Here is a 24,503-nt window from a genome sequence, read left to right as displayed (position 1 = left end):
TTACCGGCGGCGATCAGGCCGCGCGAACCTCCGTCACCTCGGGCACATAATGCTTCAGCAGCGTCTCGATACCCTGCTTCAGCGTGGCGGAGGAGGACGGGCAGCCGGAGCAGGCGCCGTGCATCGCCAGATAAACGGTGCCCTTGTCAAAGCCACGGTAGACGATATCGCCGCCGTCGCGCGCCACCGCCGGGCGCACCCGCGTCTCGATCAGATCCTTGATCTGGTCGACGATGTCGGCATCCGCCGGATCGTCGGAAAAGTCGTCGTCGATGGCGATCCCCGCCGCGCTGCCGCCCGCGAACAGCGGCGCGCCGCTGGCGAAATGATCGAGCAGCACGCCGAGCACCTGCGGCTTGGCATCGCGCCAATCCGCCCCCGGCGCGACCGTGACCGAGACGAAGTCGGACCCGAAGAACACGCCCGTCACGTCGCCCAGGCTGAACAGCGCCGATGCCAGCGGGGAGAGCGCCGCCTCCTCCGGATCGGCGAAATCGCGCGTGCCGCCGCTCATCACCGGCTGGCCGGGAAGGAACTTCAGGGTCGCCGGATTGGGCGTCGTTTCTGTCTCGATCAGCATGAGATGCATGTGGCGCGCGCGCGCGCCGAGCGCAAGGCCCGCATCGCCGCGCCCATGGGGCGGATTGTTGACACGCCCCGGCCAAGGCGGCCAAGGGAGCGCCGAGCGGAAGGGCAGCCGATGAAGGAATGGGTGGAGGCCGAGTTCGCCGCATGGCGGGGCTTCAGCCGGGATCGCGATCAGATAGAGGCGGAGCTTGGCGAGCTCAGCCTTCAGGACGCATCCGTCTTTCTCTTCCGCGTCGCCGACGGCGACGTCGCCATGCTGCCCCGCGCCGAGACCGACGCCACGCGCCACGTCTCCAGCCTGGGCCTGGACATACGCGCGCATCAATATCTGCGCATGTTCCGCGATGCCGTCCGCTTCTTCGGCGTGGGCGGATCGGCGACCTTCGCCGTCTCCATGCACGATGCCTTTCCGGGCAAGACCGATCTGCCGCTATTCTGCTACCAGCAGAAGCTCGGCTCCCGTTACATCCTGCTGCCCGACATCGATTTCCCGCAACATCTCTTCTACTCGGACGAGCGGGCGAAATATTTCGACGGCCGCCCGTTCGCCGCGAAGCAGCGGTCGGCCATCTTCGTCGGCTCGACCACGGGCGACTATCTGACGGCCGAGCATGTGCGCGAACTGCGCACGCCCCGCCTGCGCGCGGCGGTGCGTTTTCGCGATCACCCGCGGATCACGTTCCACCTGCCGCAGATCGTCCAGTGCGATTCGCCCGAGACGGTGGCGATGGTCGAGGCGCTGGATGTGAAGGGCAGCCCGCTCGACTGGCATGGCCAGTATGAGCATCGCTTCCTGATCTCCGTCGACGGCAACGGCGCCACCTGCTCGCGCGTCTACCTGTCGCTCAACAGCAATTCCGTTCTGCTGAAATATGCCTCGCCCTATCAGCTCCATTATTTCCGTGGGCTGGTGCCGTGGCGGCACTATGTGCCGGTCGCGCGGGACGAGGACATACTGGACCTGATCGACAATCAGGATCGCCACGAGGCGCTGTTCGCCGACATCGCCGTGCAATCCAAGGCCTTCGCGCGGCGCCATCTCTCCCGCCTCAGCCTGCTCTGCTACACCGCCCGGCTGCTGGCCGAATATGTGTGCATGTTCGGGGACGGCACGCGCACGCAGGTCGCCGAACTGGACCTGGCTTATGACAGCTATACCCATCTGGGCGGCACCGGCACGGCCTGGACCACGCCGGGCGACTGGGCCGGCGGCGGGTGGATCGAGGGCTTCGCCATCGTGCCGCAACATGGCACCAGCGGAGACTTGCGCTACCACGGCCTCTACGCCGACGGCAGCGCCACGGCGCCCTGCGTCACCGAGCAGTTCTGCGGCACCTGCGGTCAGAGTCGCCCGCTGTTCGGCATCCATATCGATCGCGGCGGCCGTGCGGCGAAAAACACGGCGTCTCACGACATCGTCTACAAGGCGCGCTTCGCCGACGGGTTCGAAAGCGAGGAGGTGCCACTGGGACAGACGATCGCGCGGGATGCGCCGCTGACCGGCTTCCTCCTCCGCACCACGCCCGCCGCGCCGCGCCGCGGCATCGCCGGCATGCTGGACGGGGCCTTGCCCTGGCGGCGCAAGCGCGCTATCTGACCCACGCGTCGGTGGTGCGATATCGCTCCATCCGGACCTGAGCAGCGTGATCTCCCGTCGCCTCCACATGGCGGGCCGGCTCTGCCCCTCGGACGCAACCAGCCCAGGGCTTCCCCTTTCACGCGGGTCGTCACTTACGAACCCGCTTGCGCCGACATCCTTTTCCGGGGCGGCGCTGCGCAGATTTGCGAAAGATCTTTCATGACCAGATTCACCGACCTCGGCTTGTCCGAGCCGCTCCAGCGCGCGCTTGCCGCAAAGGGCTATGACGTGCCGACGCCGATCCAGGTGCAGGCAATCCCGCCGCTGCTGGAAGGCCGCGATCTGTGCGGCATCGCCCAGACCGGCACCGGCAAGACCGCCGCCTTCGCGCTGCCCTCGCTCGATTATCTCGCGAACAACCTCAAGCACCGGCCGCCTGGCGGCTGTCGGATGCTGGTGCTCTCGCCCACGCGGGAACTGGCGAGCCAGATCGCCCAGTCGTTCACCGAATATGGCAAGTTCCTGCGCCTGTCGGTGGCGACGGTGTTCGGCGGCGTGCCGATCGGCAAGCAGATCCGTCAACTGGCGGGCGGCGTGGACATCCTCGTCGCGACGCCCGGCCGCCTGCTCGACCTGATCGACCAGCGCGCGCTCAGCCTCAAATATGTCGAGATCTTCGTGCTCGACGAGGCGGACCAGATGCTCGACCTGGGCTTCATCCACGCGCTGAAGCGGATCGATACGATGCTGCCGAAGAAGCGCCAGAGCCTGTTCTTCTCCGCCACCATGCCCAAGACGATCGCGGACCTCGGCGATCGCTTCCTCAGCGATCCGGTCAAGGTCTCGGTCGCGCCGCAATCGACCACGGCGGAGCGCGTCGAGCAGTTCGTCACCTTCTGCAATGCCGGCGAGAAGCAGGCGCTGCTGACGATGAAGCTGCGGTCCGAGCCGATCGACCGGGCGCTGATCTTCTCCCGCACCAAGCATGGCGCGGATCGGATCGTGAAGCATCTGAACGCCGCCGGCATCGCCGCGATGGCGATCCACGGCAACAAGAGCCAGCCGCAGCGCGAGCGGGCGCTCGGCATGTTCCGCACGGGCGAGATCAAGATCCTCGTCGCCACCGACATCGCCGCGCGCGGCATCGACATCGGCGGCGTGAGCCACGTGTTCAACTTCGAACTGCCGAACGTGGCCGAGCAATATGTCCACCGCATCGGCCGCACCGCGCGCGCCGGCGCCAGCGGCATCGCCATCGCCTTCGTGGCTGACGACGAGAAGGCGTATCTGCGCGGCATCGAGAAGCTGACTCGAGTGAAGCTGGCCGTGGTGCCGCTGCCGGACAATTTCCTCGCGGAAAAGGCCAAGCTGCCCAAGCCCGCCGCTTCCGACGAGCGCCCCGCCCGCCGGCCTGACGACCGTGGCGGCCATCGCGGCGCGGGCGATCGCGCCGCACCCGGCGAGCGCACCTATGCGCCGCGCCGCCGCGGCAGCGTAGGCCGCCACGCCGGCGCCGTCCGCAAGACGGGCAGCCGCTGAGGGCATGCCGGTCCGTCGCGGGCGCACACCCGCGCCGGACCGGCGGACTACCAGGCGATGCCGAGCGCCGTCGCCGTATCGCGGCCGACGATGCCGTCCTCGACCAGCCCGTGCCGCGCCTGGAAGGCGCGGACCGCCTCGTCCGTCTTGTCGCGGAACTCGCCGTCGATCTGGCCGGGATCGAGGCCGGCTGCGGCCAGCGCCTGCTGGATCTGGCGGACGACCGCGACCAGCATGTTCCCCGCGCCGAAGCGGTAGAGCCTCTGCGGCGGCACCGAAGAGGCTGGATACGGCCCGCGGATCGTCAGCCCGATCGGAGCGGAGCCGGCCCATGCGAACAGCCATCGCGCATCAGGCGGCTCAAGGTGGATGCACCCGTGCGACGGCACCGCGGCGCTGCCCTCGTGGAACGCGCAGGCCTCGTCCTGCTTGAAGAACAGAGCGAACGGCATCTTCGCGCCGCCATGCGGTTTCGGGTAACTATGGCTTACATAATCGCGACAGCGCTTGGTCGGTGAAATCGACCCGTCCTCGAACATGGGTGTCCTGTGCCCCTGCCGCCCGATCGCGAAGTTGGTGATGGTGCGCACCACCGCGTCATATTCGAAGATGTCGATGCGGAACTTGGCGAGATCGACGAAGATCGAGCGTTGCATGGCTGCCTCCACTGGAGTCGCGACCGGCTTCATTTACGGACGCGTCCGCTCCTCCTGTCAATGCGATGCCCGTGTGCGGCGCCGCGCGCGCCGACGGTGACAAAGGCGGCGGGAATGGCTAGGCAGATCACCCGCTCCGCTGGTGCCCGCCGCCGATGACCGACCGCACGATCTGGCTGTTCTGGGAAGGGCCGCGCCCCCCGTTCATCGATCTGTGCATCGAGACGATCCGCCGCCACCACCCGGACGCGGTACTGCTGGATCGCGCCGGTTTCGAGCGTCTGCGCCGCCACGACCGCGACCTGCCGATCGACGGCCTCTCGCTCAACCACCTCTCCGATTATGTCCGCGCCTATCTGCTGACCTTTCACGGCGGCCTCTACCTCGATGTGGACTGCATCCTGCTGCGTCCGCTCGGCCCGCTGCTGGACATGGCGGCGGTGCACGGCTTCGTCGGCTATCGCGAGCCGCAGGGTTATATGAGCTGCAACTTCATGGCCGCCCGCATGGGCGACCGGGTGGCGCGCGATCATTACGCCCGTGTCGCCGCCCGCATCCGGCAGGGGGCGCCGTTCCGCTGGCTGGATCTCGCCTCCGTGCAGATGGAGGCGGCCATCGCCGCCCATGGCGGCCACGCCTTGCTTCTGCCTACCGCCGCGATCATGCCGCTACCTTGGCAGGACATGATCGCGCTGCTCGCCGAGCGCGACGACGATCGGCACGACGCCCTGTTCCCCGCAGACAGCTGGACGATCATGCTCTCGAACGGGATGATCAACTATGAGCCGATGACCCGGCCCATCGCCACCATGCCGCACCGGCGCCTGCTGGGCGACCGCATCTACCTCGCCTACCTGCTCCGCCGCGCGCTCGGTCTGCCGCCGCGCGACGGCGGCGTCGCCCGCCCCCTGCGGCACGGCCTGAACCCGGCCGCGCCCCCCCTCGCGACGACGATGCGCTTCGTTCGGGGCTGAGAGCGGTCGCACCTCGGCGCGGATGAGCCACCGTTTCGTGCTGCCGGATCCGATCGCTGCTATGACAATCGCGGGTGAGGCGCGAACGCCGCTCCGATCACACCGCGCAGGCCGGAGTGCGCCTGTGATTAAGCGATCTCCGATACGCGAACGGCGCCCGAGAAACGAACGACGCCCGATACAGGCCTCGCTACAGGCACCGCCTGACACGCGAACGGCGCCGGCATCGCTGCCGGCGCCGTTCAACATCCGACCGAAGCGATCAGAAGTTGCCGTAGGCCTCGTTGCCGATGAAGCCCATCTTCTCGACCTGCGCACGCTTGGTAACGGCGAGGACATTGTCCACCACGTCGTAGCGCGCCTGCGGATCAGGCTGCAGATGCAGCTCCGGCACGGGGTTCATCGACTGGGTGAGGTCGAGATACTGCTTCAGCGTCGTCAGCTGGACGGGCGTGCCGTTCCAGAAGACGGTGCCGGCCGGATCGATCGTGACCTTGTTCTTCACCGGATCGATCGGCGGCGGCGTGGTGTTGTTCTGGTCGTTCACCGGCAGATCCAGCTTCACCGCGTGGGTCTGCACCGGGATGGTGATGATGAACATGATCAGGAGCACCAGCATGACGTCGATCAACGGCGTCGTGTTGATGTCCATCATCGGCTCACCTTCGGTGGTGCTCGCTGCCATTGCCATGATGATTACTCCTCAAACAGATCGCGTCGGACGATGGCCGCGCCAGGCGACGCAGTCGATCACAGACGCTCGGTACGATAGCCGGCCGGCGGTTCCGAAATGAAGCCCACGCGGGCGAAGCCGGCGCGCTGCATCGTGAACACCGCGCCGCCGATGCAGCGATAGGGCGTCTTCACGTCGCCGCGGATATGTGCCTCGGGCAGCTCGATGCCGGCGGCCGTCGGGCCACCCTGCTTGTCGATCTCCAGCCGCAGCTTGGCCACCGCGCGATCCAGCAGTTCCTGCGCGTTCACCCGCGTCAGGCCCCAGTAGACCTCGCACTCGCCGCTCGGGCTCGCCTTGATCGAGAGCGAGACGTTCTCGGGCTTGGTCGTGGTCGGCTCGAACGCGACCTTCGGAATTTCCATCGGGACCGTCTGGATGACGACGGGCACCGTGATCAGGAAGATGATGAGGAGCACCAACATGACGTCGACGAGCGGCGTCGTGTTGATGTCCGACATCGGTGCGCCGTCTTCTCCCGGTCCCGCACTCATTGCCATGGGGTAAGATCCTATCTGTGCGCTGAAACCAGTACGGTCTGCGACTTGGCGGTCCGGTCTGCGGCTTGGATGGCCAGCCCGGGCCGGGTCGATGATGCCGGGGGGGCGGCGCAGCGCCGCCCCCCCGGCCGTCATGGCTTAGGGCTTCGGGTTCGGCGCGATGGCGGCCGAGCCGGTCTTCAGCGCCGGAGCCGGCGCGCGGCCGGCGACGACCGGCTTCAGCGCGCCGCCCGAGACCATGTAGCCGTGCAGGTCGTTCGAGAAGGCGGCCAGCTGCTCGGCCACCACCTTGTTGCGGCGGATCAGCCAGTTGTAGCCGAGCACCGCGGGCACCGCCACGGCCAGGCCGAGCGCGGTCATGATCAGCGCCTCGCCGACCGGGCCGGCGACGGCGTCGATCGACGCCTGACCGGCCGAACCGATCTTGATGAGCGCGCGGTAGATGCCGATCACGGTGCCGAACAGGCCGACGAACGGCGAGGTCGAGCCGACCGTGGCGAGCACGGCCAGGCCGTTGCCGAGGCGGGAGTTCACCAGGCCCTGGCTGCGGTTCAGCGAGGTCAGCAGCCAGTCATGCTGGTCGACCGGGTCGAGCAGCTTGGTGTGCTCGTCCTGGGCGCGCAGGCCGTCGTCGACGATCTGGCGGTAGGCCGAGTTCTTCTCGAGCTTGGCGGCGCCCTCCTTGAGGGTCGGCGTACCCCAGAACTGGGTGCGCGCGCGCTTGGCCTGGTTGAGGATCTTCTGCTGCTCGATCAGCTTGGTGAACATGATGTACCAGGACGCCGCGGACATGATCACCAGGATGATGAACACGGTCCAGGCGATGGTGCCGCCCTGCTCGAGAGCGGCCATCAGGCCATACGGGTTGTCGCCGGCCGGTGCTGCGGGGGTAGCCATTTGGGGGAAGTCCTCTTCTTAATCGGTGCGGTGAGAAGAAGGCCGGGCCACCTTGCGGCAGCGCCGGCCTCCGGGATCATTCCTTCGGGATCTGCCAGCGTACCCGGCGGCTGAAGCCGCTGGACGCGATCGCGGTGCCCGCCGAGTCAAGCGCCGGCTTGTAACGGCCGCGACGCGTGATGTTCTTGCAGGCGGCGTCGTCAAGCTCGGGAGAGCCGCTCGACGCGGTCACGTGGCAGTTCACCACCTTGCCGGTCGCATCGACATCCCATGCGACGCCGGAGACGCCCTCCGTACCCTCACGCAACGCGCGGGACGGATAATCCTCGGTCGTCACCCAGCTGGAACTGTTGCCACGCTCCTGGGCACGCGCCTGAAGGGCGGGCTTCGGCGGCGGCGGCGGCGCGGGGGGCGCCGTGGGCGTGATGACCGGGGCGGCCGGCGCCTGCGGCACCGTCACGATGGTCGGCGTGCTCACCGTCGGCGCGCTGACGATCGGCGGCGGGGCCACCATGGGCGGCGGCTCCACCTTCGTCTCAGGCGGCGGGGGTGGCGGCTTCTCCTCGGGGGGTGGCGGCTCCTCCGCCACGTCGAAGACCTTGGTATCCGTCGCGACCTTCTTGATCACGTTGTACGCAAGGCCCGTGATGAACGCGTAGCCCAGCAGAGCGTGCAACAGGACGACGAGCCCTATCGACACCATCTTGCGGGTGCTCATCGCAGGTTGATCAGCGTATGACATTCAGGAAGACACTCCCTCCGTTCCGCAAGCCCTAGATTTCGATGACTGGCGGGTCATCAGCTAAAAATCCGTGCGACCCGTTTTGCTATGGTTTCAGCGGGTCGAGGCCAGTTTCTATCGCGAGCCCCCGGAGGACGCAATTGCTTTGTCAGCGACTTGAATAAGGCGTTTACCCCATGCCAAGAGCTAGGTTGACGCGGTCGCCGCCTCCCCCTTCCCTTCCGGCCAACGGAGCCCTCCCATGCGCCATCGCCTGTTCCTGCCGAGCCTCGCGGCGCTGATGGCGCCGCCGGCGCTCGCGGCCGCGCCGGTGCCGCCGCCGGCCGCCGCCCCGCCCTTCACCTACGCCGACCTCACCGATCTTGCCGCCGCGTCGCCGGTGGTGGCGGACGTGCTGGTGACGCGCGCGACCCGCATCAAGGGCGATCAGGCGGCGGGCGTGGCGCCCGGCCGCGTGCGCTTCTACGTGGAGGCGGCGGTGCAGTCGCTGGTGCGCGGCGCGCAGGGGCTGCCGGGCCAGGTCAGCTGGCTGGTCGATCTGCCGCTCGATGCGCGCGGGCGCGTGCCGAAGCTGCCGAAGAAGGCGCGGCTGCTGCTGCTGGCGACCACGGCCGGCGCGCGTCCGGGCGAGCTCCGCCTCGCCGCCCCCTACGCCCAGTTCGCCTGGACGCCGGAGCTGGACCAGCGGCTGCGCGCCATCCTCACCGGCCTCACCGCCGCCGATGCGCCGCCGCGCGTCACCGGCATCGGCAACGCCTTCCACGTGCCCGGCGCCCTGCCCGGCGAGAGCGAGACGCAGATATTCCTGAAGACGCGAGACAATCGGCCGATCTCGCTCAACGTGCTGCGCCGCCCCGGGGAGCAGCCGCGCTGGGCGGTGGCGCTCGGCGAGATCGTGGACGAGGCGGCCGGGCCGCCCGCGCGCGACACCCTGCTCTGGTATCGCCTCGCCTGCTTCCTGCCCGGCACCCTACCGGACAGCGCCACCGCCGAGCTGTCGCCCGCCGACGCCGATGCCGCGCGGGAGGATTATGCGTTCGTGGTCACCGCCCTCGGCGCCTGCGCGCGCAACTATGCGGCCGGCTGAGCGGCAGGGCCTAGAAGGACGCTATCTCCACGCCCACGGCGGCGCAGTCCGGATAGACGTCCGGCTTGCGGGCGGAGACGCGCAGCCGCACCACGCCGGCGCGCGCCGCGATCAGCGCGTAGATCTCGCGCACCAGCGTCTCCTGCAGGTTGAAGCGGCGGCCCTGCACCATGCGTCCGATCTCCGTCCGCAGGAAATCATAGTTCCACGCCGCCGCCGCCGTGTCTTCAGAGGCGAAGGCGTGATCGTCCACCCACACCTCCACCGAAACGAGCAGCCGCTGCGGCCGGCCGACCTCGAAATCGTGGAAGCCGATATCCACCGGCAGGTCGAAGTCGGTCAGGAAGATGCGGTGGGTGGCCGGGCGGAGCCGATCCGGCACCATGCCGTCCAGCGGCGGGGTTTCGCTTGGCGTGGTCATCGGTCTGCCTTCTCGGGAATCGTCAGGAACTGGACGTCGCGCGGCAGCGCGAGGAAGCGTTGGCCGGCATCGAGCGTGATCGTCTGCCCGGTCAGCACCGGCGAGGCCACGATGAAGCGCAGCGCGCGCACGATATCGGCGATCTCCACGCCGCGGCCCAGCGGGTTCAGCGCGTGGACGGCGGCGAAATTGCTCTCGCTCTGCGGGCCGGAGACGAGCGTGACGGCGGGCGCTACCGCGCACACGCGGATGCCGCGGCCGGCCAGCGCGCGGGCGGCCAGCTCGGTCACGCCGGCGAGGCCCATCTTGGCGACGGTGTAGCTGAAGAAATCGGTGTTCGGCGACGCCAGCTTGGCATCGAGCAGATTGACGACGAGGCCCGCCGCCCCCGCCGGCACGGCCGCCGCAAAGGCCTGGGTCAGCAGTGCCGGCGCGCGCAGGTTCACCGCCATGTGCATGTCCCACCGCGCGGCATCCAGATCGCCGAAGGAATCGGCCTCGAACGCGCTCGCATTGTTCACCAGCAGCCCCGGCGGCGGCATGCCGGCGGCAGCCGCCAGGATCGCTTCGGCGGCGCCCGGATCGGCGAGTTCGGCCTCGATCACCCGCGCGGCGGGAAGCTCGGCGGCCAGCGCCTCTGCCTCATGCTCGGATCGCCGGCAGTGGATCAGCACGTGCCAGCCGTCCTCGGCCAGCGCCCGCACGATGGCGCCGCCGATGCGGCGCGCGCCGCCGGTGACGATCGCGGTCCGGGGCGCGGTACGGGGGGAGCCGAATTCCGGGGTCATCGTCCGCCCCTAGCCGCTGCCCGAAAAACGGGCAAGCCGAGCCGAACGGGAGAGGCGCGTGGGCGCCGATCGCTTTTCCCGCGCTTATCCACAGCTTCTCCCCAGCCGGCGGGGATAAGCCCGCTCGCCCGTCCGCGTCGCGCCGGAACCATCGCCGCAGCCGCCACACCGTTTGCCTTCCGCCTTACGGCCGCTGCCGCAGCGTTTGATCCGGTCGCACCGGATCGCCGCTCCCGCCTCAGTTTGTTTGTTGCACTTTCCGCGGCGACGGGTGTTCCACCCGCCTCAAAACCGCTCTAGAGGCGCGGGCGTTCGGCGTCTGGTGCGCCATCGCTCCGGAGACCGCCTTGCCTATGATCGTCCCGCTCGGGCAGGCCGATCCCGCGGCCGTGGAGACCCTGCTGGACGAGGCGTTCGGTGCGGACCGGCACCGCCGCACCGCCTACCGCCTGCGGCAGGGCGTCGCGTGGCTCCCCGCGCTCTCTTTCGCCGCGATCGAGGATGGCGGGCTGGTCGGCACGATCCAGTGCTGGCCGATCGCCTTGTCGCCGGCCGCCGGCCCCCCGCGGCCGATCAACCTCGTCGGCCCGGTCGCGGTGCAGCCGGGGCGCCAGCGGGACGGGCTCGGCCGGCGGCTGATGCAGGCGATGCTCGATGCCGCCGGCGATCGCGCCGATTTGGTGCTGATCGGCGATCCCGAATATTATGGGCGCTTCTTCGGCTTCACCGCCGATGCGACGGGCGGCTGGTCCGTGCCCGGCCCGGTCGAGCGGCACCGGCTGCTGGCGCGGCTGCGGCCCGGCGCGTCCGACTGGCCCGTCGTGGCGGCGCTCGGCCCGCCACTGCCGCCGGCGCTGGCGGCAGCCGGCTGAGCGTCGCCGCCCGCATCGGCTTGTCCCGCCGGCCGGGTCTGGCTAAGCGGTGGCCATGCCCGAGAGCCAGCGCCTGCCGTCCGATCTGACCACCCTGTCGCTGGCCGAGATCGCCCAGGCGGCGGCCGAGCGGCGCCTGCCGCCGGTCGACCAGTGGCATCCCGAGCGGGTGGCGGACAGCGCCATGCGGATCGACCGCGACGGTGGCTGGCATCACGAGGGCGCACCGATCCAGCGTCCGGCGATGGTGCGACTCTTCTCCTCGATCCTGCGGCGCGAGGCGGATGGCGGCTACGCCCTCGTCACCCCGGTCGAGCGGCTGGCCATCGTCGTGGAGGACGTGCCGTTCGTCGCCGTGGAGGTGAAGACCGAGGGCGTCGGCCCGACGCGCCGCCTGGCCTTCCGCCTGAACACGGACGAGGTGGTGATCGCCGGCCCGGCCCACGCGCTGCGCTTCGTGCCCAGCGGAGACGGCACCCTGCCCTATCTGCACGTGCGCGCCGGGCTGGAGGCGCGGCTGGCCCGCGCCGTCTACTACGAACTGGCCGAGCACGCGCTGGACGAGGGCGCGGAGCCTGCCGGGCTGTGGAGCGACGGCGCCTTCTTCGCGTTCGACATGGACGGATGAAGCCAGCGGACGAAGGGCTGCTGGCGGATCGCCTGCGCACCGCGCTGGCGGAGGGATCGCGGCGCGACGCCACGCTGCTGCAGGGCGACGTGCGCGACGCGGATCTGACGCGCGCGCCGGTGTGGGTGCCGGCGGCGGTGCTGGTGGCGGTGGTCGATCGGCCCGATCCAGGCGTGCTGCTGACCTTGCGCAACGCATCGCTGCGCAAGCATGCCGGCCAGATCGCCTTTCCCGGCGGCCGCGTCGATCCGGAGGATGACGGCCCGGTGGCGGCGGCGCTGCGCGAGGCGGAGGAGGAGATCGGCCTGCCGCGCGGGCGGGTGGAGGTGATCGGCACGGCCGATCGCTACCGCACGATCACCGGCTACGAGGTGACGCCGGTGATCGGCGTGATCGCCCCCGATATCCCGCTCACCCCCCATGTGGCGGAGGTGGCCGATATCTTCGAGGTGCCGCTCGCCTTCCTGCTCGAGCCCGCCAACCAGCTGCGCCAGGCGGTGGAGTGGCAGGGCAGCGAGCGGCATTATTTCGAGATTCGCTGGCACGATCGCCGCATCTGGGGCGCCACGGCGGCGATGATCGTCAATCTCGCTCGCCGGCTGGCGCTGCCGGCATGATCCTGCCCGACGCCGCGTGGCGCACGCGCGAGGGGCTGCCCGCGCTGCTGGACGCGCTGGGTGCCGGCGCGGGCCTCACCCGCTATGTCGGCGGGGCGGTGCGCGACACGCTGGCCGGGCGGGAGGTGATCGACATCGATTGCGCCACGGTGCTGCCGCCCGCCGCCGTGGCCGATCGCATCGCCGCCGCCGGCTTCCGCGCGGTGCCCACCGGCATCGCTCACGGCACGGTCACGGCGGTGCTGCCGAAAGGCCCGGTGGAGATCACCACGCTCCGCCGCGACGTCTCCACCGACGGGCGGCGCGCCACCGTGGCCTTCACCGACGACTGGCGCGAGGATGCGGCGCGGCGGGATTTCGCGATCAACGCCCTCTCGGCCGATCCGGCGAGCGGCGCGATCTTCGACTATTTCGGCGGCCTGGACGATCTCGCCGCCGGCCGCGTCGCCTTCATCGGCGATCCGCTGCGTCGCATCGCCGAGGATCACCTGCGCATCCTCCGCTTCTTCCGCTTCCACGCGCGCTTCGGCGCGGGGTCGCCCGATGCCGCCGGGCTGACCGCCTGCGCCGCGCGCGCCAACGACCTGATGGCCCTCTCACGCGAGCGGATCGCCGACGAATTGCTCAAGCTGCTCGCCGGCCACGATCCCGCGCCCACGCTGGCGCTGATGGTGACGCACCGCATCCTGAACGCGGTGCTGCCGGAGATCGACCGGACCGGCGTCGATCGCCTGGCCCGGCTGGTGCGACGGGAGGCCGCGCTCGGCATCGCGCCCGCCGCGCTGCGCCGGCTGGGCGCGCTGCTACCCCCCGATCCGGCGATCGCGCGCGCCGTGGCCGAGCGGCTCAAGCTCTCCCGGGCGGCGCAGGCGCGGCTGGCCGATGCCGCCGCGCCGGCCGACGCCCGCACCGATCGCCTGCCCCAGCTCGCCTACCGGATCGGTGCGGATGCCGCCGCCGACTGGGCGCTCACCGCCGGCGAGGCGGCGACGCTGGCGCCGCTCGCCGGCTGGCGGCGGCCGCGCCTGGCGATCGGCGGCGGCGATCTGATCGCGCTCGGCCTGCCGCGCGGCCCCATCGTCGCCGCCACCCTCCAGGCGATCGAGCGGGAGTGGCTGGAGGCCGGCTTCCCCGGCGAGGGCTGGCAATCCGATCGCGCCCGCGCGGCGGTGGATCAGCTGTTGCGCGAGAGCCAGTAGGCCAGCGCGGCGTCCGCGCTCAGCGGGCGGGCGAAATAATAGCCTTGCCCCATCGTGCAGCCGAGCGCCGCCAGCGTCTGCGCCAGCTCGGCCGTCTCCACCCCCTCGGCCGTCGTCGCCATGCCCAGCGCATCGGCCAGGCTCAGCACCGCGCGCACGATCGCCACCGAATCGCGATCCGCCAGCATGCCGCTGACGAAGCTGCGGTCGATCTTCAGCATGTCGATCGGCAGCTTCTGCAAGTAGGCGAGCGAGGAGTAGCCGGTGCCGAAATCGTCCATCGCGATCGTCGCGGCGAGATCCTTCAGCCCCTGCAGCGTCCGCGTCGCATTTTCCGGATCGCCGATGATCGCGCTCTCGGTCAGCTCCAGCGTCAGCCGCTCGCCGCCGATGCCCGGCCGCGCCAGCACGGCCTTGACCGCCGCCACCACATCGTCGCGCGCCAGCTGGATGGCGGAGACGTTCACCGCGACATGGGCGTTCAGCGACGTGGCGGTCGCATCGTCCCAGTCCGTCAGGGTCCGCACCGCCGCGTCCAGCGCCCACCGGCCGAGCGGGATGATCAGGCCCGATTCCTCCGCCACCGGGATGAACTCCACCGGGGAGATCGCGCCGCGCGTCGGATGCTCCCAGCGCGCCAGCGCCTCGAAGCTCGATACCCGGCCGCTACCCAGATCGATCAGCGGCTGGAAGGCGAGGCTCAGATCGCCATTCTCGATCGCGCGGCGCAGCTCCGTCTCAAGGCTCAGTCGGCGCCGCGCCGCGCTCACCTCGCCATGGCGGTAGATCTCGATCCGGCCGGATTGCTTGGCTCGCTTCAGCGCCAGCTGGGCGTTGCGGATCAGATCCTCCGCATCCGCCACCAGCTCGTTCACCAGCGCGCAGCCCACCGCGCAATCGATGCGGATCTCCAGATCGGAGAGGCGGAACGGCGCCGCCATCGTCGCCTGCAATCGCCCCGCCGCGACCAGCGCGTCGTCGCCGCCGCTATCGCTCAGGCGGAAGAGGATGGCGAACTCGTCGCCGCCGGTACGCGCCAGCACGTCGCCGCCGCGCAGCGTCCTGAGCAGGCGGCGGGCGACCGTGATGATCAGCTCGTCGCCCGCGAGCGAGCCCATGCTCTCGTTGATGCGGCTGAAGCGGGTGAGATCGATCACCAGAACCGCGATGCGGGGGGTGCCGTCCGCCTCCGCGATCGCCTGCTCCACCGCCTCGTTGAAGGCCACCCGGTTCGGCAGCCCGGTCAGGCTGTCGTGCAGCATGCCGGCGCGCAGCGACCGCGCATTCTCCACCTCCGCCGTGCGATCGACGAGCGAGAGGATGCAGCGGCGCTCCTGATCGGCGGACGTCGTCAGCCGGGCGAGGCGCACGACGAAATGGTGCCCGCCGATCGGCCCGCCATCGTGCCAGTCGAACTGGGTGGCGGCGTGATCGGTGAGCAGGAAGGCGCGCACGCTGCTGCGCAACGGCTCGCGCTCGATCAGCGGGCGCAGGTCGGCCACGGCATCCGGTCGCGCGCCGCGCGGCGGGGTTACGGCGGCGCTGTCCAGCAGGTCATACTGCTCGTTGGCGGCGACGATCATCGGCGCGCCTTCGAGATCCACGACGATCGCGGCCGCGATCGGCAGCGCGTTCAGATAATCCTGGCGCGCGGATATGATCATCTGGGCGATGGCGTCCATCGGCACCGTCGCGCCGGCGGCAAAGGACGGGTGCGCCGGCGAACCGATCTCGTTCAGTCCTGGCCTGCCGCGGTGCATGATGTCGGGCGATACGTCATTGCGGTTAATTGTTTGTTGGCATTGAACCCGTTCGCGAGGAACCTCGCCGCTCAGCCGGCGAAGCGATTGCTCCGCGGAAAGCCGACCGGCGGCATGCGCCCGGTGGCGCCGCGCGCCACGCGCCACGGAGTCAGGTCCGCTTCGGTGCGAACTCTCCCGCTCTCGCCGCCCATCGCCCAGCTCAGCCCGCGCTCGAAGCGGAAGGTCAGCGCGTCGGCCATGCCGCCCTCGCGATACTTCTGCAGCTGCACGCCCTGCCCGCGCGCCATCTCCGGCAGCTCGTCCAGCGGGAACACCACCAGCTTGCGATTGTCGCCGACGATCGCGACATAATCCTCGTCGCCGGCGATCGGCCGCACGATCTTCAGCTTCGCGTCCGCCCGGACGTTCACCACCTGCTTGCCCTTGCGCGTCTCGGCGAGCAGCTCGCTGCTCCGCGCCACGAAGCCGCGTCCGTCGGAGGAGACCAGCAGCAGCCGGGCCGCGGGCTGCGCGGCGAACAGGGCGACCGGCGCCGCGTCGCCCTCCAGATCCACCATCAGCCGCACCGGCTCGCCGAAACCGCGTCCGCCCGGCAGGCGATCGGCGCCCAGTGTATGAAAGCGACCATTGTCGGTGGCGAGCAGCAGCTTGTCGGTGGTCTGCGCGTGGAAGGCGAACAGCGGCCCGTCGCCCTCCTTGAACTTCGCCGCCTCCGCCTGATCGAGCGCGACATGGCCCTTCATCGCGCGGATCCAGCCGCGCTGGGAGAGGATCACGGTGATCGGCTCGCGATCGATCATCGCCTCCAGCGGGATATCGCGGGTGGGCGCCGCCTCCTCGATCAGCGTCCGCCGCCGGCCGAGCGGCGTTTCCGGGCCGTAGCGCTCGCGCAGCTTCGCCAGATCGCGCTTCAGCCGGTTGCGCTGCTTTAGCGGCGAATCGATGAGCTCGGCCAGCGTCTTGCGCTCCTTGTCCAGCTTCTCGCGCTCGCCGCGAATCTCCATCTCCTCCAGCTTGCGCAGCGATCGCAGGCGCATGTTCAGGATGGCCTCGGCCTGCCGGTCGCTCAGGGCGAACTCGGCCATCAGCACCGGCTTCGGCTCATCCTCCTGGCGGATGATCTGGATCACGCGATCCAGGTTCAGATAGGCGATCAGATAGCCGTCGAGCAGCTCGATCCGCTCGTCGATGCGCGCCAGCCGGTGGCGGGCGCGGCGCAGCATCACCTCGAACTGATGCTCGATCCAGGCGGCCAGCGCCTCCTTCAGGCTCATCACCCGCGGCGTGCGCTGGGCATCCAGCACGTTCAGGTTCAGCGGGATGCGCGTCTCCAGCTCCGTCATGCGGAACAGGCCGTCCATCAGCACGGACGGATCGACGGTGCGGCTGCGCGGCTCCAGCACGATGCGGATCTCGGCGTCGGATTCGTCGCGCACGTCGGCCAGGATCGGCAGCTTGCGCTCGTTGATCAGCGCCGCGATATCCTCGATCAGCTTGGACTTGCCGACCTGATACGGGATCTCGGTGACGACGATCGACCAGCCGCCGCCCTTCTCCTTCTCCTCATGGTAGCGCGCCCGCACGCGGAAGGCGCCGCGGCCGGTGGCATAGGCCTCCGTGATCGACGCCGCCGGATCCACGATCGCGCCGCCGGTCGGCAGGTCCGGCCCGCGCACGAACTGGGTCAGCATGCGCGGATCGGCGTCGGGCGTGTCGATCAGGTGGGTCGCGGCGTCGATCAGCTCGGCCACGTTGTGCGGCGGGATCGCCGTCGCCATGCCGACGGCGATCCCGCTCGCGCCATTGGCCAGCAGGTTGGGGAACAGGCCGGGGAAGACTTCCGGCTCCTCCTCCTCGCCATTGTAGGTCGGGCGGAAGTCGACCGTGCCCTCGTCCAGCCCGGCCATCAGGTCGCCGGCGGCAAGGGTCAGCTTCGCCTCGGTGTAGCGCATGGCGGCGGCGTTATCGCCGTCGATGTTGCCGAAATTGCCCTGCCCGTCGACCAGCGGGTAGCGCAGCGAGAAGGTCTGTGCCAGGCGCACCATCGCATCGTAGACGGACTGGTCGCCGTGCGGATGGTATTTGCCGATCACGTCGCCCACCACGCGGGCGCACTTCTTGTAGCCGGCGGCCGGATCCAGCCGCAGCAGCCGCATCGCCCACAGCAGCCGGCGGTGGACGGGCTTCAGGCCGTCGCGCACGTCCGGCAGCGATCGCGCGGTGATGGTCGAGAGCGCGTAGACGAGATACCGCTCGCTGAGCGCGCTGTCGAAGGGCGCATCGACGATGCTGTCGAACGGATCGGCGGGCTCGGTCATCGCGCGGCCGATAGCAGGGGCTCGGCCCCATGGAAACCGCGGGCCGGCTGGGCTATGGGGCGGCCATGAAGGATAACGGCATCCTCGCCCGCATCGCCTACGCCGCCCTGGCTCTCTCGATCGCGGCGAACCTGTGGTTCGTCGGGCGGCCCGGCTGGGCGCTGATCCCGGCGATGCTGGCCGGCTGGTATCTGGCGGACATGATGTCCGGCGCGATCCACATGTACATGGATTATCGGCCGTGCCGCCCCGGCGTGGGCCTCGATCGCCTCTATTTCTACGAAGGATCGCGCGAATCGGACGATTATCAGGCGCTGTTCCGCCGGACCATGCGCCGCATCGGCCCGATCGAGCGGCTGGTGTTCGATTTCAAGAACCACCATCCCCGGCCCGATGCGCTCGGCCGGCGGCGGCTGTGGCGGCAGATCGGCTCCACCGTCATCATCGCCACGCTGCCCGCCTCGCTGCTGCTGAACCTGCTGTGCCTCGCCGCGCCGGGGCTGGGGCTGGCCGTGCCGGGCTGGCTCGTCGGCGGGGCGATCAGCTTCCTGATCGGCGGCACCTTCGCGCAATATTTCCACGGCACGCTGCACCGGCCGCACAATCCGTGGTTCGTCCGCGCCATGCGGCGGACGGGGCTGCTGATGACGCCGCAGGCCCACCAGATCCACCACGACACGCTGGCGCGGGATTTCAGCACGAACTGCGGCTGGTCCAACCCGGTGCTGAACCGCCTGTTCAACCACCTCCAGCGGCGCGGCGGCATGGACCGGCGCGGGCTGGAACCGGGCGCCTGATCGTTCCCGTCCTCCCCCGTGACGGGGGGAAGACGGATCATGGCGCTAGCGGTGGCAGGGTCTGCCGCGCTCCCGCTCCACCATTCTGCGGATGGTCCCTCTTCCCGTTCCGGGGAGGAACCTACGGCCGCTCGCTGCCGAAGCGCGCGGCCTGCGCCCGCTTCCACCAGCCGTTCACCAGCGCGCGCGGCGCGCCCAGCCCCAGCCGGTCGGTCGTCGCCTGCCACCCCTCGGTGATCGCCACCAGCCGCGCCGTCGTCGCCGTGGGCGGCAGTTCCACCGCCCAGCCGTTGATCGCGCTCGCGTTCGTCAGCAGCAGGAAGGCGGCGGCGAGGTAGATGGCAGTGGTGGTCCACAGCAGCGGCCGCCCGCCGATCAGCGTGCTGCCGGGCAGGTCGACCGGCGACATCGTCTCGTCGCCGTGCATCAGTCTGGGTTCGTCCGCCACCGTCGCCTCCCTCAGAACTGATAGTAGATGAAGGGCGCGACGCCCTCGAACCGCATCGCGTCGATCAGCAGCACCGTCGCACCCAAGGCCAGGCCCAGCGCCCAGGCCGGCACCCGCCGCGCGCGGATGGCGATGCCCTGCGCCAGATGGTGCGGGCCGAAGTGGATGCCCATGCCGAAGATCATCAGCGCCAGCGCCAGCGGCGTCGTCATCGTGTTCGTCCAGTCGCCCCGCCCGATGCCGCCGAGATAGGCGATCGCGCCGTCGAAGCTGTCGGCGCGGAAGAAGATCCAGCCCAGCGTCACGATGTGGAACGTCACCAGGATCGCCAGCGGCCGGGGCAGCCCCGGCAGGCCGGCCTTGCGCCACAGCGTCTCGATCACCTGCACCGCGCCGTGCAGCCCGCCCCAGATGATAAACGTCCACTTCGCGCCATGCCACAGGCCGCCGAGCAGCATCGTCGTCATCAGGTTGGCGCACTGCCGCGCCAGCCCCTTCCGGCTGCCGCCGAGCGAGATGTAGAGATAGTCGCGCAGCCAGCTGGAGAGGCTGATGTGCCAGCGCCGCCAGAAATCCTGCAGCGAGGCCGCCCGGTACGGCTGGTTGAAGTTGTGCGGGAAGCGGTAGCCCAGCAGCGCCGCCAGCCCGATCGCCATGTCCGAATAGGCGGAGAAGTCGCAGTAGATCTGCACCGCATAGCCGTAGGCGGCGGCGATCAGATCCAGGCTGGAATGGGCGGCGGGATCGAAGAACACCGGATCGACGAGGCCGACCGACAGTTCGGAGGCGACGACCGCCTTCTTGAACAGCCCCCACACGATCAGCAGCAGCCCCATCGTCGCCATGCCGCGATCGAGCCTTGGCCGCGCGGCGAACTGCGGGATCAGGTCCGACGCGCGCACGATCGGCCCGGCCACCAGATGCGGGAAGAAGCTCATCAGCAGCGTCATGTCGAGCAGCGACGCCGCCGGCACCCGCCGGCGGTACACGTCCACCAGATAGGACATGCCCTGGAAGGTGAAGAAGGAGACGCCGACCGGCAGGATGATCGAGAGCAGCGGCAGATCCCGCTCGAAGCCGACGCCGCGCAGCACCAGCCCCACCTGCTCCAGAAAGAAGTCGAAATATTTGAAGAAGCCGAGGATGGCGAGATTGGCGATCACGCCGATCGTCACCAGCAGCTTGCGTCTGCCCTCCCCGTCGCTGCGCGCGATCGCCGCCGCCGTGCCCCAGTTGACGAAGGCGGAGAGGATCAGCAGCGCGACGAAGCGCCAGTCCCACGCGCCGTAGAACACCCAGCTCGCCAGCAGCAGCAGGATCTTGCGCCACTCGTTGTCCCGCGCCACGCCCCACACGACGGCGTAGACGAGGAGGAAGAACAGCCCGAAGGTGAGCGTGGGGAACAGCATTCAGGCGTTGGCCCGCGTGCGGACACCGCCTGCCGTGGCCGACACTAGGACCCTGTTCGGCCGCCCACCCCGCCCCGTGTCGAGCGAAGTCGAGACACCGCTCGCCCATGTGTCGAGCGAAGTCGAGACACCGCCCGCCCATCTGTCGATCGCAGTCGAGACATCGCCCCACCATGTGTCGAGCGAAGTCGAGACACGCGCCGCCGGCCCCTCGACTGCGCTCGGGGAAAGCGCGGCGTCGCGGGTGCGGGCGGCGTCGCCGATGCGGGCGGCGTCGCGGGTGCGGGCGGCACTCACCGCCGGGCCGCCATCGCGCGGTCCAGGTCGGCGGTCAGGCGGTTGGCGATCTCGCGGCCGCCGGCCGAGTTGAAGTGGACATAGTCGCCGCGCATCATCGGCGGCGCGCCCTTCACGAATTTCACCGCCGCGCAGGCCCCGCCCATCCGCGCCTCCCAGTCCCAGAAGGCCACGTTCAGCGATGCGGCGACGCGGCGCTGCACCTCCCGCACGGCGGCGAGACCGGCCGGCGGGAATAGCGGGCTGCCCGCGCGCACGGCCCACGCGGCGGCGCGCGCGCCGCCGCCGGCGGCGCGACCACCGCCGCTACGGGCGCCGCGTCCGTCGCCGCGTCGGGCAGACCCTCGCTCGCGCGCAGGGAGGCCATCACGCCGGCGACACCCTCCAGCGACGGGCGCGGCTGCGGCGGCACGGCCGCGACCGCCACCGGCGGCGGCGCCGGCGTCGCGGCCGGCTCGGCGCAGAATGCGGGCGTCGGCCCCGGGGCGTTCGCCAGCAGCTCGCGCCGCCGCGTCATCGCATCGGGCGCGCCGAACAGCAGGATCGGCACGTTGCCGGCGATGCGCCGCAGCCGGCCGATCTGGGTGCGCAGCGTGATCTCATATTCCTGCGGGCGAAAGATGGGCGAGAAGCCCTCGTTGGTGCCGAACTCCACCACGATCAGGTCCGGCCGGTAGCTGCGCAGCTCCTCCGCCAGCACGGCATCGTCGCTGCGCGCGAAGTGGACCAGCTGCGAGCCGACGACCCCCACGTTGGACAGCACCACCCCGCCCGAATCGCGGAAGGTGGCCCAGGAGGTGATCGTCACCGGGCCGTCATCGGCCGTCACCTCCACGCGGGTCTGCGGCTGGTCGGCGACGATCGTCTTGCACTCGGGCCGGGCGCTCGGCGAATCGAGCACCATCCGCTCCGTGCGGCCGCCGATCGCGATCGTCAGCGTGCCGGCGTCGGGTTCGGAGGCGGCGCACAGGGTGAAGCGATCGAACACCTCGTTGGCGTCCGCCGTCAACGCGATGCGCGCGCCCGGCGCCGTGGAGGTGATGCTGAAGCCGGCCAGGCCCATCATCGGCCGCGGGGGCGCGGAGCCGGCGCCGAACAGCGAGGAGACCCGCCAGCCGGGCGACATCTCCGCCGTCGCCCAGCGCGTCAGATAGCCCTGATAGGGCCGCCCCGGCGGCAGCACGCCGCGCCCGCCGCTGCCGTAGCGGCCCTGCAAAATGTCCCGCCAGCCGCCGGTGATCGTGTCGCCGGCGGTGTGGCTGTCGCCGATCTGGAGGATGTGGACGGGCCGCCGGCCGCGCGTGCGATCGCCCGCCTGCGACAGCTTGGCGAAGAACGGGTCCAGCACGCGCGCATTGCACAGGGTATCGCCGCACCCGCCGGCGGCCAGCAAGGCGGCGGCGGCGACGGCGGCGATCAAGAGGCCGCTCCCGACGCAGGCGCCGGCGCCGCATCCGCCGGGCGCGGCGGGGGGGCGGAGGCGGCCGCCATGCGCCGCGCCGCCGCCACATAGGCGTTGATCCGCGCCACCAGCCCGCGGGTGATGCGGACATAGCCGGCATAGGACATGTGGATGCCGTCGTTCGCCCGCATCAGCTTGCGCTCGCCGTCCGGCCCGTCGGCCAGATAGGGGGAGAACTGGCCGTTCTCGTCCACCGTCATCGATGCCGTCTCGATCCACGGCACGCCCAGCTCGCGCATCTTGCGCTCGTAGAAGGCGTTCATGCCGGCGATGTCGGCGTCGAACTCTGGCTTGCGCATCTTGGGCAGGCCGACCCAGTAGACGGTCGCGCCCTGCGCACGCAGCTCGGCGACGAACCCGTCCACCCGCCTGCCGATGATCTCCTGCCACTCGGGGCTCAGCAGGGCGGCGGCGTGGCGGCCGGAAAGCACGCCCTGCGTGTCGTTGGCGCCGAACGAGATCACCGCGACATCCACCGGATTGCCGGAAAGCTGCTCGCGCGCATGCTCCTCCAGGTTCAGGCTCGCATAGCGGGTGAAGCCGGTCGACTGCTGGCTGAACTTGGCGACCTCATAGCCGTCCTTGGCGGAGAGCAGGTGGTACAAAGCGGACCAGATGCCGTCGCCATAGCTGTCGCCGAACACGCCGACGCGCACCTTGCGTCCCTCGGCGATGCTGCGGATCAGGTGCGGCGGAAAGGTCGTCGCACTCTGTTCCGGCAGCGGCACCGGGGCAGCGGGCGGAGCGGGCCGACCGTTGCTCGCGACCTGCGGCGCGGGTGCGGCACTTGTGCCCGTGCCGGTGGAAGGCGGCGGAGGCGCGGTGCCGGGGGTGGCGACCGCGATCGCCGGCGGCACGGGCGCCGTCCGGCTCGCGCCGAAGGCGTAGCCGATCGCCACGCCCGCCGCCACGCCCAGGAACAGCACCGCCGTGCGATCGGCGACGGTCAACAGCGTCCTCATCCGGTATGTCGCATCCCACCGCCGAAAGCGCGGGCCTTAACGCGGCGCCGCCGCGCCTGTCGAGCGTCGAACGCGGCGGGCCGTGCGCCGGATGCGGGCGTTATCGACGGGGCCGGCACATTCTGCTAGCCGCCGCCCTCATCCCGAGCCGGAGCCGGCGTGCCTGAGCAATGACGATCGCGCATTATCTTCTGGCGCCCTGGTGGGCGGCGCAACTGGCGACGGGCGCGAAATCCTTCCGCGACAATCCGCTGATCGGCTCCCGCCGGCTGAACGCGCGCGGGCTGCACGTGTCGCGCGTGCGGCTGGCGCATGCGCTGGCGGAACGGCGGCGGGCGCGGCTGGCGCACCTGATCGATCCGGCCGACCGCGCCGCCTTCGATCGCGACGGCTTCCTCCTGAAGCGCGACTTCCTGCCGGCCGACGCGTTCGCCGCGCTGCGCGACGCCGTGTTCGCCCGCCAGTCTCCCGCGCGGGAGATGGTGCAGGGGGATACGATTACCCGCCGCATCGCCCTCGATCCCGCCTTCCTCGCCGCCGTGCCCGAAGCGCGGGCGCTGCTGCGCCACCCGCTGTGGCGCGGGGCGATCCGCTACGCCGGCAGCTTCGATGCCGAACCGCTGGCCTATGTGCAGACGATCCTCGCCCGCCGCCACGATGCCGCGCCCGATCCGCAGACCGATCTGCACGCCGATACCTTCCATCCGACGGTGAAGGCGTGGCTGTTCCTGACCGACGTGGCAGAGGAGGACGGCCCCTTCCGCTACGTGCCGGGATCGCACCGCCTGACGCCGGGCCGGCTGGCCTTCGAGCGGGAGACGAGCCTGGCCGCGCCGCACGGTGTCGATCGCCTCTCGTCGCGCGGCTCGTTCCGGGTGGCGGAAGCGGCGCTCGCCGGCATGGGCCTGCCGCCCGCGCGAAGCTTCGCCACGCCGGCCAACACCCTGGTGGTGGCGGACACGTTCGGCTTCCACGCCCGCCAGCGCGCCACCCGGCCATCCACCCGCGTGGAGATCTGGGCCTATGGCCGGCGCAACCCGTTCCTGCCGTGGACCGGGCTGGACCTGCTCGGCGCGCCCGGCATCGCCGAGCGGCGCGTGCCGCTGCTGTGGCAGGCGCGCGACGTGCTGGAGCGGATGGTGGGCCAGCCCTGGCGCGACGTCGGCCGCAAGCGACCCTGCGACTCTTGAGCCACACCCGCGCGCCGGGGAGACGGCGCTGTCATCA

25 protein-coding genes are annotated in these 24,503 nt (G+C 70.4%); 10 read left to right on the top strand and 15 right to left on the bottom strand.

The window, feature by feature from the left end; genetic code table 11:
* Positions 1 to 13: 13 nt before the first annotated feature.
* A complete protein-coding gene (locus tag GNT64_RS04665) occupies positions 14 to 580 on the bottom strand; it encodes a NifU family protein (RefSeq protein ID WP_156678451.1) in 567 nt (188 codons plus the stop codon).
* Positions 581 to 700: 120 nt separating this feature from the next.
* Between GNT64_RS04665 and GNT64_RS04660 the strand changes: the two genes are divergently transcribed.
* Together GNT64_RS04660 and GNT64_RS04655 are read left to right on the top strand one after the other, a co-directional pair.
* Entirely contained in the window at positions 701 to 2,185 is a 1,485-nt protein-coding gene (locus GNT64_RS04660; protein ID WP_197277284.1) for a glycosyl transferase family 90, read from the top strand.
* A 201-nt stretch (positions 2,186 to 2,386) separates the two neighbouring features.
* Positions 2,387 to 3,706: a DEAD/DEAH box helicase gene (locus GNT64_RS04655; RefSeq protein ID WP_156678449.1), complete on the top strand. Its 1,320-nt coding sequence runs from the start codon at positions 2,387 to 2,389 to the stop codon at positions 3,704 to 3,706.
* 47 nt (positions 3,707 to 3,753) lie between these two features.
* Here GNT64_RS04655 and GNT64_RS04650 read toward each other — a convergent pair whose 3' ends face one another.
* Complete coding sequence (locus GNT64_RS04650) at positions 3,754 to 4,362, bottom strand: L,D-transpeptidase family protein (protein WP_197277283.1); 609 nt, start codon at positions 4,360 to 4,362, stop codon at positions 3,754 to 3,756.
* A 155-nt stretch (positions 4,363 to 4,517) separates the two neighbouring features.
* Here GNT64_RS04650 and GNT64_RS04645 point away from each other — a divergent pair, with 155 nt between their 5' ends.
* Positions 4,518 to 5,336 (top strand): glycosyltransferase, encoded by an 819-nt coding sequence (locus GNT64_RS04645; RefSeq protein WP_156678447.1) that lies wholly within the window; start codon positions 4,518 to 4,520, stop codon positions 5,334 to 5,336.
* Positions 5,337 to 5,598: 262 nt separating this feature from the next.
* Here the strand turns inward: GNT64_RS04645 and GNT64_RS04640 are convergent, their stop codons facing one another.
* The 4 genes from GNT64_RS04640 to GNT64_RS04625 form a co-directional block, all read right to left on the bottom strand.
* On the bottom strand, positions 5,599 to 6,027 hold the full coding sequence (locus GNT64_RS04640) for an ExbD/TolR family protein (protein ID WP_156678446.1): 429 nt from the start codon (positions 6,025 to 6,027) through the stop codon (positions 5,599 to 5,601).
* Between the two features lie 59 nt (positions 6,028 to 6,086).
* The gene (locus GNT64_RS04635; protein ID WP_156678445.1) at positions 6,087 to 6,569 is read right to left on the bottom strand and encodes an ExbD/TolR family protein; all 483 of its coding nucleotides are present in this window, start codon (positions 6,567 to 6,569) and stop codon (positions 6,087 to 6,089) included.
* A 138-nt stretch (positions 6,570 to 6,707) separates the two neighbouring features.
* Positions 6,708 to 7,466 (bottom strand): MotA/TolQ/ExbB proton channel family protein, encoded by a 759-nt coding sequence (locus GNT64_RS04630; RefSeq protein ID WP_156678444.1) that lies wholly within the window; start codon positions 7,464 to 7,466, stop codon positions 6,708 to 6,710.
* Positions 7,467 to 7,542: 76 nt separating this feature from the next.
* Positions 7,543 to 8,208 (bottom strand): energy transducer TonB, encoded by a 666-nt coding sequence (locus tag GNT64_RS04625; RefSeq protein WP_156678443.1) that lies wholly within the window; start codon positions 8,206 to 8,208, stop codon positions 7,543 to 7,545.
* Positions 8,209 to 8,449: 241 nt separating this feature from the next.
* Here GNT64_RS04625 and GNT64_RS04620 point away from each other — a divergent pair, with 241 nt between their 5' ends.
* On the top strand, positions 8,450 to 9,295 hold the full coding sequence (locus GNT64_RS04620; protein ID WP_231639264.1) for a hypothetical protein: 846 nt from the start codon (positions 8,450 to 8,452) through the stop codon (positions 9,293 to 9,295).
* A 10-nt stretch (positions 9,296 to 9,305) separates the two neighbouring features.
* On the opposite strand, the gene GNT64_RS04615 is transcribed toward GNT64_RS04620, so the two are convergent.
* Positions 9,306 to 9,716 (bottom strand): dihydroneopterin aldolase, encoded by a 411-nt coding sequence (locus tag GNT64_RS04615; protein WP_156678442.1) that lies wholly within the window; start codon positions 9,714 to 9,716, stop codon positions 9,306 to 9,308.
* The gene (locus tag GNT64_RS04610; RefSeq protein ID WP_156678441.1) at positions 9,713 to 10,504 is read right to left on the bottom strand and encodes an SDR family NAD(P)-dependent oxidoreductase; all 792 of its coding nucleotides are present in this window, start codon (positions 10,502 to 10,504) and stop codon (positions 9,713 to 9,715) included. The genes GNT64_RS04615 and GNT64_RS04610 overlap by 4 nt, the downstream gene beginning before the upstream one ends.
* A gap of 353 nt (positions 10,505 to 10,857) precedes the next feature.
* Between GNT64_RS04610 and GNT64_RS04605 the strand changes: the two genes are divergently transcribed.
* The 4 genes from GNT64_RS04605 to GNT64_RS04590 are packed head-to-tail and all read left to right on the top strand — an operon-like array spanning position 10,858 to position 13,820.
* Positions 10,858 to 11,376: a GNAT family N-acetyltransferase gene (locus tag GNT64_RS04605; protein WP_422396617.1), complete on the top strand. Its 519-nt coding sequence runs from the start codon at positions 10,858 to 10,860 to the stop codon at positions 11,374 to 11,376.
* A gap of 55 nt (positions 11,377 to 11,431) precedes the next feature.
* Positions 11,432 to 12,004, top strand: a complete 573-nt coding sequence (locus GNT64_RS04600; protein ID WP_156678439.1) for a DUF1285 domain-containing protein — start codon at positions 11,432 to 11,434, stop codon at positions 12,002 to 12,004.
* A complete protein-coding gene (locus GNT64_RS04595; protein ID WP_156678438.1) occupies positions 12,001 to 12,621 on the top strand; it encodes a CoA pyrophosphatase in 621 nt (206 codons plus the stop codon). The genes GNT64_RS04600 and GNT64_RS04595 overlap by 4 nt, the downstream gene beginning before the upstream one ends.
* Positions 12,618 to 13,820 (top strand): CCA tRNA nucleotidyltransferase, encoded by a 1,203-nt coding sequence (locus tag GNT64_RS04590; RefSeq protein WP_156678437.1) that lies wholly within the window; start codon positions 12,618 to 12,620, stop codon positions 13,818 to 13,820. The genes GNT64_RS04595 and GNT64_RS04590 overlap by 4 nt, the downstream gene beginning before the upstream one ends.
* On the opposite strand, the gene GNT64_RS04585 is transcribed toward GNT64_RS04590, so the two are convergent.
* Entirely contained in the window at positions 13,796 to 15,580 is a 1,785-nt protein-coding gene (locus GNT64_RS04585; protein ID WP_197277282.1) for a putative bifunctional diguanylate cyclase/phosphodiesterase, read from the bottom strand. The two genes, GNT64_RS04590 and GNT64_RS04585, sit on opposite strands and share 25 nt — an antisense overlap.
* A 71-nt stretch (positions 15,581 to 15,651) precedes the next feature.
* Positions 15,652 to 17,901, bottom strand: a complete 2,250-nt coding sequence (parC, locus tag GNT64_RS04580; RefSeq protein WP_156678436.1) for a DNA topoisomerase IV subunit A — start codon at positions 17,899 to 17,901, stop codon at positions 15,652 to 15,654.
* A 65-nt stretch (positions 17,902 to 17,966) separates the two neighbouring features.
* On the opposite strand from parC, the gene GNT64_RS04575 reads away from it, so the two are divergent.
* Positions 17,967 to 18,698, top strand: a complete 732-nt coding sequence (locus tag GNT64_RS04575; protein WP_156678435.1) for a fatty acid desaturase CarF family protein — start codon at positions 17,967 to 17,969, stop codon at positions 18,696 to 18,698.
* Between the two features lie 121 nt (positions 18,699 to 18,819).
* Here GNT64_RS04575 and GNT64_RS04570 read toward each other — a convergent pair whose 3' ends face one another.
* From GNT64_RS04570 to GNT64_RS04555, 5 genes are all read right to left on the bottom strand, one after another.
* A complete protein-coding gene (locus tag GNT64_RS04570) occupies positions 18,820 to 19,146 on the bottom strand; it encodes a hypothetical protein (protein ID WP_231639262.1) in 327 nt (108 codons plus the stop codon).
* Between the two features lie 11 nt (positions 19,147 to 19,157).
* A complete protein-coding gene (locus GNT64_RS04565; RefSeq protein ID WP_156678434.1) occupies positions 19,158 to 20,555 on the bottom strand; it encodes an MBOAT family O-acyltransferase in 1,398 nt (465 codons plus the stop codon).
* A gap of 293 nt (positions 20,556 to 20,848) precedes the next feature.
* Positions 20,849 to 21,064 carry an SGNH/GDSL hydrolase family protein gene (locus GNT64_RS21785; protein WP_231639260.1) on the bottom strand — a complete coding sequence of 72 codons (216 nt, stop codon included), beginning with the start codon at positions 21,062 to 21,064 and terminating at the stop codon, positions 20,849 to 20,851.
* Complete coding sequence (locus tag GNT64_RS04560) at positions 21,028 to 22,272, bottom strand: SGNH/GDSL hydrolase family protein (protein WP_231639258.1); 1,245 nt, start codon at positions 22,270 to 22,272, stop codon at positions 21,028 to 21,030. The genes GNT64_RS21785 and GNT64_RS04560 overlap by 37 nt, the downstream gene beginning before the upstream one ends.
* Entirely contained in the window at positions 22,269 to 23,276 is a 1,008-nt protein-coding gene (locus GNT64_RS04555; protein ID WP_156678433.1) for an SGNH/GDSL hydrolase family protein, read from the bottom strand. The genes GNT64_RS04560 and GNT64_RS04555 overlap by 4 nt, the downstream gene beginning before the upstream one ends.
* Positions 23,277 to 23,446: 170 nt before the next feature.
* On the opposite strand from GNT64_RS04555, the gene GNT64_RS04550 reads away from it, so the two are divergent.
* On the top strand, positions 23,447 to 24,466 hold the full coding sequence (locus tag GNT64_RS04550) for a phytanoyl-CoA dioxygenase family protein (protein ID WP_156678432.1): 1,020 nt from the start codon (positions 23,447 to 23,449) through the stop codon (positions 24,464 to 24,466).
* Positions 24,467 to 24,503 lie beyond the last annotated feature (37 nt).

It is taken from the genome of Sphingomonas profundi, assembly GCF_009739515.1.
Lineage (GTDB): Bacteria > Pseudomonadota > Alphaproteobacteria > Sphingomonadales > Sphingomonadaceae > Alterirhizorhabdus > Alterirhizorhabdus profundi.
Note: the sequence above shows the minus strand (reverse complement) of the source record. Positions and strands in the feature narration are given on the sequence as shown.

Excerpts from the sequence above, each read along its gene's own strand:
- GNT64_RS04665 (WP_156678451.1), bottom strand. The coding sequence starts at position 580 with ATGCTGATCGAGACAGAAACGACGCCCAATCCGGCGACCCTGAAGTTC.
- GNT64_RS04660 (WP_197277284.1), top strand. The coding sequence starts at position 701 with ATGAAGGAATGGGTGGAGGCCGAGTTCGCCGCATGGCGGGGCTTCAGC.
- GNT64_RS04655 (WP_156678449.1), top strand. The coding sequence starts at position 2,387 with ATGACCAGATTCACCGACCTCGGCTTGTCCGAGCCGCTCCAGCGCGCG.
- GNT64_RS04650 (WP_197277283.1), bottom strand. The coding sequence starts at position 4,362 with ATGCAACGCTCGATCTTCGTCGATCTCGCCAAGTTCCGCATCGACATC.
- GNT64_RS04645 (WP_156678447.1), top strand. The coding sequence starts at position 4,518 with ATGACCGACCGCACGATCTGGCTGTTCTGGGAAGGGCCGCGCCCCCCG.
- GNT64_RS04640 (WP_156678446.1), bottom strand. The coding sequence starts at position 6,027 with ATGGCAATGGCAGCGAGCACCACCGAAGGTGAGCCGATGATGGACATC.
- GNT64_RS04635 (WP_156678445.1), bottom strand. The coding sequence starts at position 6,569 with ATGGCAATGAGTGCGGGACCGGGAGAAGACGGCGCACCGATGTCGGAC.
- GNT64_RS04630 (WP_156678444.1), bottom strand. The coding sequence starts at position 7,466 with ATGGCTACCCCCGCAGCACCGGCCGGCGACAACCCGTATGGCCTGATG.
- GNT64_RS04625 (WP_156678443.1), bottom strand. The coding sequence starts at position 8,208 with ATGTCATACGCTGATCAACCTGCGATGAGCACCCGCAAGATGGTGTCG.
- GNT64_RS04620 (WP_231639264.1), top strand. The coding sequence starts at position 8,450 with ATGCGCCATCGCCTGTTCCTGCCGAGCCTCGCGGCGCTGATGGCGCCG.
- GNT64_RS04615 (WP_156678442.1), bottom strand. The coding sequence starts at position 9,716 with ATGACCACGCCAAGCGAAACCCCGCCGCTGGACGGCATGGTGCCGGAT.
- GNT64_RS04610 (WP_156678441.1), bottom strand. The coding sequence starts at position 10,504 with ATGACCCCGGAATTCGGCTCCCCCCGTACCGCGCCCCGGACCGCGATC.
- GNT64_RS04605 (WP_422396617.1), top strand. The coding sequence starts at position 10,858 with ATGATCGTCCCGCTCGGGCAGGCCGATCCCGCGGCCGTGGAGACCCTG.
- GNT64_RS04600 (WP_156678439.1), top strand. The coding sequence starts at position 11,432 with ATGCCCGAGAGCCAGCGCCTGCCGTCCGATCTGACCACCCTGTCGCTG.
- GNT64_RS04595 (WP_156678438.1), top strand. The coding sequence starts at position 12,001 with ATGAAGCCAGCGGACGAAGGGCTGCTGGCGGATCGCCTGCGCACCGCG.
- GNT64_RS04590 (WP_156678437.1), top strand. The coding sequence starts at position 12,618 with ATGATCCTGCCCGACGCCGCGTGGCGCACGCGCGAGGGGCTGCCCGCG.
- GNT64_RS04585 (WP_197277282.1), bottom strand. The coding sequence starts at position 15,580 with ATGCACCGCGGCAGGCCAGGACTGAACGAGATCGGTTCGCCGGCGCAC.
- parC (WP_156678436.1), bottom strand. The coding sequence starts at position 17,901 with ATGACCGAGCCCGCCGATCCGTTCGACAGCATCGTCGATGCGCCCTTC.
- GNT64_RS04575 (WP_156678435.1), top strand. The coding sequence starts at position 17,967 with ATGAAGGATAACGGCATCCTCGCCCGCATCGCCTACGCCGCCCTGGCT.
- GNT64_RS04565 (WP_156678434.1), bottom strand. The coding sequence starts at position 20,555 with ATGCTGTTCCCCACGCTCACCTTCGGGCTGTTCTTCCTCCTCGTCTAC.
- GNT64_RS04555 (WP_156678433.1), bottom strand. The coding sequence starts at position 23,276 with ATGAGGACGCTGTTGACCGTCGCCGATCGCACGGCGGTGCTGTTCCTG.
- GNT64_RS04550 (WP_156678432.1), top strand. The coding sequence starts at position 23,447 with ATGACGATCGCGCATTATCTTCTGGCGCCCTGGTGGGCGGCGCAACTG.